We start from the raw sequence: 6,725 nt of genomic DNA on the forward strand, positions 1-6,725 counted from the left end.
AGATAAGATACGCGGGAAACTGGGATCGAACATTCCGGAACAGTGGGCTTTGGGTCGCGCACTGTCAGAGAAACTTACAAGCGACGATTTGATATTCTGTCCTGGGGAAGATGTCGGATATCCCGTCGCGGCACTTTGCGGTGCGAAACGCGATCGGCCTAAAATAGTCGTAATTGTTCACAATTCCGATCGACCCCGCACTCGTCTGTCTTTGAAACTGTACGGTTTAGCAGATAAAATTGACCTATTTATTACTCCGGCTCGCCTCCAAGCTGATTTCCTCCGTCGCTACTTGAATTTGCCAGCAGAAAAAGTCTGGTTGTTACCAGATCAAACAGATGTGAAATTCTTTACACCCGGATCTGTTTCACCAGATAAACGTCGTCCGATGGTGATGAGTGTGGGATTGGAACAGCGGGATTATGTAACTTTAGCAGAAGCGACAAAGGACTTGGACATCGATGTCAAAGTTAGCGGTTTTTCCACGGCAAAGCTAAAAGAAGAATACGCACGTCCGAAGTCGCGCAGATTTCCAAAAGTTCTGCCGGAAAATATGTCCTGTCAGTTCTACGAATGGCCGGATTTAGTGCAACTTTATCGCGACGCGGACATAGTAGTAATTAGCTTGGTGGAAAATAAGTTTGCGGCTGGAATTCAAGTCATGCACGAAGCTTTAGCCTGTAAGCGTCCGGTGATTATAACCCGAACTCGCGGTATGAGCGAATACCTTGAAATTCCAGGTATTGTTACTACGTTTAATCCAGGTGATGTGGGGGGATTGCGAGAAGCGATCGTTCATTTGCTAAACAATCCCCAAGAAGCAGAAGCACAGGCGCAGCGCGGTCACGAACTGGTGTTAAAAGACCGCAATAGCGATCGCTTTGTCGAGGCGCTCGCCAATCGATTAATTGAGATGGGCTCTTAGATGATTTTTCATAAATTAAAATGCTGAATAAATTGAAAGCAGCAATTGCAAAGCTCAGTCCCGAACTGCGTAGGATTATCGGTAGTGTAATCTGGTTGTCAGGCGATCGCATCTTACGCATGGGCGTCGGGTTAATTGTTACCGCTTGGATAGCTCGTTATCTAGGCCCAGATGGATTTGGTCTGTTCAACTTCGCAACTGCTTTTGTTTCCCTATTTGGCGTGCTTGCCACTTTGGGATTGAATCAGATTGTCGTGCGCGACATAGTTCGCGATCCATCCCTTAAAGATGAAACTCTTGGCACGACTTTTGTATTAAAACTCGCTGGTGGTATCCTCACAGTATTAATATCAAGTGGAGCGATTAGCCTAGTCCGTCCTCATGACCGACTGACTCTTTGGATTGTGGCAATTACGGCGTCAGTAACAATTTTTGATGCCTTCAATACGATCGATTTGTGGTTCCAGTCCCTAGTTAAATCAAAACATACAGTTATTGCCAAAAATATAGCCTTCGTTATCGTCACCGCGCTCAGAATTGCTTTGATTGAGATGAAGGCTCCTGTAGTTGCCTTTGCTTGGGTGCTTGTGGTGGAGAGCGCTTTGGGTAGCATAGGTTTGGCGATCGCGCACAAATTGGACGGACAAAATCTGCTCAGATGGCGTCCGAAATTCCAGCGGGCAAAAACTCTGCTCAAGGAGAGTTGGCCGTTAATAATTTCCGATTTAGCTATTATGATCTACGTGCGTATCGATCAGATTATGCTCGGTCAATTAATGGGCGATAAACCCGTCGGGATTTATTCAGCAGCCGTGCGAATAGCAGAAGTTTGGTATTTTTTTGCCAGCGCCATTGTCAATTCCGTAACTCCTGCCATTGTGCAAGCCAAACAGGAGAGTGAAACGCTCTACTATAACAAACTGCAAAAGCTGTTTAATTTAATGGTAATAGTAACTTTCAGCATAGCCATTCCCCTGACGCTGATCTCAAAATTTCTCATTGTAGCCATATTCGGCCAAAAATATGCAGCGGCTGCTAGCGTGCTGTCAATCTACATTTGGTCAGCAGTATTTGGTTTTTTTGGTTGGGCAAAAGGAATTTGGATTGTGGCAGAAGGACAGACAGTTTTTGCTTTAATTTCTACCTGTTGCGGCGCTACTATGAATATTATCCTGAATTTTTGGCTGATTCCGCTTTATCAAGAAAATGGTGCGGCGCTAGCATCGGTGATTTCCTATTCATTTACCGATTATGTGATGTGCCTGATTTATCCTCCGGCTAGAAAGCTAGGTTGGATAATGACCAATGCACTGACTTTCAACTTGTTTGCGAGAAGAAGCAGAGAATAGCAGACCTGTAGAGTCAATTCATGAATTGACTCTACAGGTCTGATGGTTAAGTCCTGAGCGATCGAAGACAAGAAATTGCTGACGGTCAGCGATCAAACAAAAAGTGCGACTCAACAAATCTATGAAGAATGTTGAGTCTCACTTCTCAAAAATTGGTGATATCGTTATGGATAAAATAGCTCTAGCTGATTACTGCTGTTGTGAGCTAATCCATTCCAGAATTTGATCGACCTTCTGTTGTAACTTGGCAACATCAACGATGACCTTACCAATGCCCACATTTTCATCCCGGACTTTCAACTGACGCACATCCCGACCAAAGCCCATCAAGGACGGACGTTCCACATAAGTGACCCGGTGTAAGACTCGCCAAGCTTTATTCGGTTTTCCAGCTTGGGCTTGACGCAAAGCCCGTGCTTCTTCGTCATTGCTACGCAGCCATTCCGGGTCAACCACATAGTTGAAGAAGTCTTGGAAGTTTTGGGTACTTCCTTCCAGATAGAAACTCATAAACCGATAGCGATCGACTTTTTCCCCAGGCATAATCGGGTTATCGTTGTAATCCGTCACCCCTTTATTTTCCATACCACTCAAGTCGATATTCAACTCAAAACCCTTACTGCGAGATTCAGTTTTACTCATGGTTTGAGTCAGGTTAACGGTAGCTTGGGAGGTTAGCTCTACATCAAAGCCCATCTGGAACTCATTCTCAGCCCCTAACCCAGCAGCCATCGTAAAAGCACCACCAATGGTATGTTCTACCGTATTGGCAAAGCTTTGAGCTTCCGTTCGCAGTCCACCGTCAGCATCCCAAACATAAGTGTTGACAATGTTGCGTTTTCCAGCGCGAATTTGGATATTTTCCATATTGCGCTGCCAGCCCGCAAAACTTGCCATTGCGTGTACTTGTTTATCCTGGTCGGTAATTTTACTTTGGATTTCGGCCTGTTTTGCCTTGGCAGCAGAACTTGTTTCCTGAGAAGCTGCCGCAGTTTGAGCTTTAAATTCTTCAGCCTTTGCCGTTTGTTCCTCCGCAGTCGCTCCGGTAGTGGGTTTGTCTTCTTCCCGTTGGACTCCAATGGTGGTGGGTGCATCACCACTGTTGATGTTCCGATCCAAAGATGCTTCATCAATCGATCGCACATCAAAGTTATTGAAGTAAGATTCCCGGCGTTTGTCATCCGCTTCGATTTGACGTTTGAGATTGTATGCTTCTTGCAAGCGATAATAACTGGCGGGATAGAGAGAACCATACTGCGCTCGCATTTCAGGAACGTGCTTAAAGAAGCGTTGGCTGGTGGCAGAACTTCCGGTCATGCCATCCAAACTGCCATTCATGGTGTAAGCCGGATTCATCAAGAAGGTGATGGTGTTGACATCTGGGGGAATACCATCTACAGGTAGTGTTTGGTAGCCAACCATTTTCTTACTGCGAGCCAGTCGGGTGACAAACACATCTGCTAATGCTGAAACCACCAACGCATAGCCGATATTTTTGGGAATAAATCGGTTGCCTAAATGGGGGAATTTGGGATCGTCTTCAAATGTGCCGCGCAATTCCAGTTTATCGGTCATGCTCAGGGATGAGCTAGAGGTGATACTGCTTTCATTTTGGAATTGGTAGCTGAACTCCAAATTGCCTTTAAACCCATGTCGGTTCGATACTTCTATTTCTACTCCGATACCCGTAGATATGACTTCTCCCGCACCCATGAATGCCTCAACCGCAGCTCCCAAGCCACTATCTTGCGATCGAGTCCAATTAAACTCCACATCTTCAGTCATGGTTAATTCCACTGAAGTTGCGCCGTTATAATCATCGGCTAAGGCCAGGTTTTCACTGGGTACTGGTGGTGCGCCTTCAATGTAACCGAGCAAAGTGGGAGCAAATTGGGCATTACCAATCCATTTGAGTTCTAAGGTTTCCAGAGGCTTGTCGGGGAATAGATTCACGCCATTGAGAGCAGGAGAAGCAAACAACCGCCGCATCATCGCCGTTCTTTGCCCCGTCGTCTGGTCTATGGTAATCGTGCTATATTCTGCACTGACCGCAGAAGAGCCAATGCTTAACCAAGGGGCGGTCATATCTTCCACAATGGTTGCTTCGGTGACAGTGCCATCATTAATTCCCGCATAGTCTAAGACTTTGTTGGTCAAAATGCCATCTAAAGGCAAATAGAGTGCCAAACCAGACTCTTGACCCGTCAGCCGTTTATTCAGGTCAGCCTTAATTTCTGCTTCAGTACGCACTCGATTCCACAAGCGGAATTCCGCCATTTGCCCGTCAAAATAGGCATCAGCAGCCCAGTTACTCCGTCCGATGTAATTAATCGTGCGGTTCACGTTATTAGGAGTTTGACAAGTACCTGATTGAATTAGCTGACCGTTCTTGTAAATTTTGCCATTACCGGAAGCATCAAGAGTGACAGCAATGTGCATCCATTTTCCGACTTCTAGGAAATTAGCTGCTTGTATTGTCTGTTCGGCACTTCCCCGACGAATAGACAATAACAGGTTATTAGTCGTGCCAGGATTGGCTAGCAGAATGTTATCTACAGCAGCACCACTCCCGAAATCGAAGATTCTTGACCAAATTTTCAAGCTGTTGTAGCGCACCCAGACTTCTACGCTAAATCCTTGGGAGTAATTGATGTTCATTGCCGGTAAGGTGATGTGATCGTTGACCCCATCAAACTTCATCACCTGATTATTAGGTGTATCACTACTCGGTAGCCCCATCGGTGCGGCGCAAGCCCACCAAATCGGATTCGTCAGCGTCCCATGTTGACCATTACCGGAATTATCGCGGATTTCCGTCCCAGTGGCTTCATTCAAGGGATAGTAAGCTAACAAACCGGACTCATTCCCACTAATGAGGGTGCGACTATTGGCTTCAATTTCCTCATCACTCAGAGCCATTCCCCAAATGCGGACTTCTGCGACTTTGCCAAATTGCTCGCCCTGCATCTGCATCACGGCAGGGGGGGTCAATGCTAGGGTAGAAGTAACGTTTGTGGCGTTTACCACCGTACCAGAATTCCCGCTCACCAGGTCTAAGACTTTTCCGCTTTCCACCTTATTCAAGGGAAAATAAGCCACTAAGTTCGCTTCTTTTCCTGTCAGGCGTTTATTCATATTCGCCTGAATTTCTGCTTGAGTCCGGGCTTTGTTCCAGATGCGGACTTCAGCCATTTGACCGTTGGTAAATTCTGAAGCACCGTTGTAACAGCCGATGAAAACATTGGCGTTCATCGCAGGTAGCGCGGTGTTGACACTGTTTCTCTGGGCGACAAGCACTCCGTCCAAATAGCTGACAAATCCGTTGGGGGTGTTCCGTTTCCAAGTCATCGCAATGTGATGCCAACTGCCATTGGTGGCGTTAGCTCCCACGCTGATGCCTGTAGTACCCTGATCGACAGAAATAATATGTTGATTATTCCAGCCAGTAACAATATAGCCACCACCGTCTTGCTGTCTGACAGCCGATTGTAAACTGGTGCCCTTGAACCAGTATTCGATCGTGATTTCGTCACCAATGGGCAATTTAGCGACAGTCTGAATATAATTGCCGTTCCCGTTAAAATTCACCACACCATAGTCAATGGGAATGGGTTTGTTAGCAGCGAGATGATTATTGCCGATCGCATAAACATCGCCAATGGGTTTCAAGATTGCTTGCTTGATATCTTCTAGCTTTTGCTTGAGTGTGGCATTACCAGAGTCCGCACTGAGATTAACCTGGGCATCGACTAAAGCTTTGGCTTTAGTGTCACCCACTTCCTTACCATCAATGTAGAAGCGGGTTGTATTTCCATCACCCACCACTGTGAGATGATGCCAACCAGAAGACAATGCTCCCATACTGAAACCACAATCGTAAAAGTATTGTTTCAGTGGGTCATTCGTCAGGTAAATTCCTAACTTTTTGTCCTTACTGACAACAATGTGCTGATCGGCATTTTGCCCCCGGATTAGAGTATTCCATTGTGCGGTTTGTGGCAAGGGATAACAGAACCAAGCTTCGATACTCCAGTCTGCTGTCAGTGACAGAGGTTGATTCAACTTAACAATGCTGTTGTCATTGCTAAAATTCAAGCAGGGTCGTAGAGCATTGGGAATCCACTGTTCAAAAGCAGTATTCAGACTATCGGCGGTAGCATCATAGTTCGTGCGTCGCATCCGTCCTTCCTTGTCAAAGTAACTCAGTTGCACATTGCCTTCGCAGGTTTCAATGGCATTGAGTCCACTAGCGGGACGCACAAATCCTAATAATGCTCCCTGTGCGATCAAACCCTTCGCATCTTTGGCAATCTGGGGCATGGTTTGGGGAGTTTGCTGAATCGTTCTGACACCATTAGAGATCTCCAACATATAAACTAAACTGCGATCGCCAATGGTAAAATAGAGTTTTACCTTCCCCAAAATGAGTCAACTGAGAGAGTACATAGAGA

Annotated in this window: 3 protein-coding genes; 2 read left to right on the forward strand and 1 reads right to left on the reverse strand. The window is 46.0% G+C overall.

All coding sequences use genetic code 11. From position 1 onward, the window contains the following. Both H6S82_RS13365 and H6S82_RS13370 read left to right on the forward strand, forming a co-directional pair. Positions 1 to 925: glycosyltransferase family 4 protein (locus H6S82_RS13365; protein ID WP_242056934.1), on the forward strand; the 925-nt coding region annotated here is incomplete at its 5' end. Between the two features lie 20 nt (positions 926 to 945). Next, positions 946 to 2,274 carry a flippase gene (locus tag H6S82_RS13370; RefSeq protein ID WP_190461678.1) on the forward strand — a complete coding sequence of 443 codons (1,329 nt, stop codon included), beginning with the start codon at positions 946 to 948 and terminating at the stop codon, positions 2,272 to 2,274. Between the two features lie 189 nt (positions 2,275 to 2,463). Here H6S82_RS13370 and H6S82_RS13375 read toward each other — a convergent pair whose 3' ends face one another. Continuing rightward, complete coding sequence (locus tag H6S82_RS13375) at positions 2,464 to 6,645, reverse strand: LamG-like jellyroll fold domain-containing protein (protein WP_347339495.1); 4,182 nt, start codon at positions 6,643 to 6,645, stop codon at positions 2,464 to 2,466. Positions 6,646 to 6,725 lie beyond the last annotated feature (80 nt).

Source organism: Planktothrix sp. FACHB-1355, assembly GCF_014748295.1.
Taxonomy (GTDB): Bacteria; Cyanobacteriota; Cyanobacteriia; order Cyanobacteriales; family Aerosakkonemataceae; genus Aerosakkonema; species Aerosakkonema funiforme_A.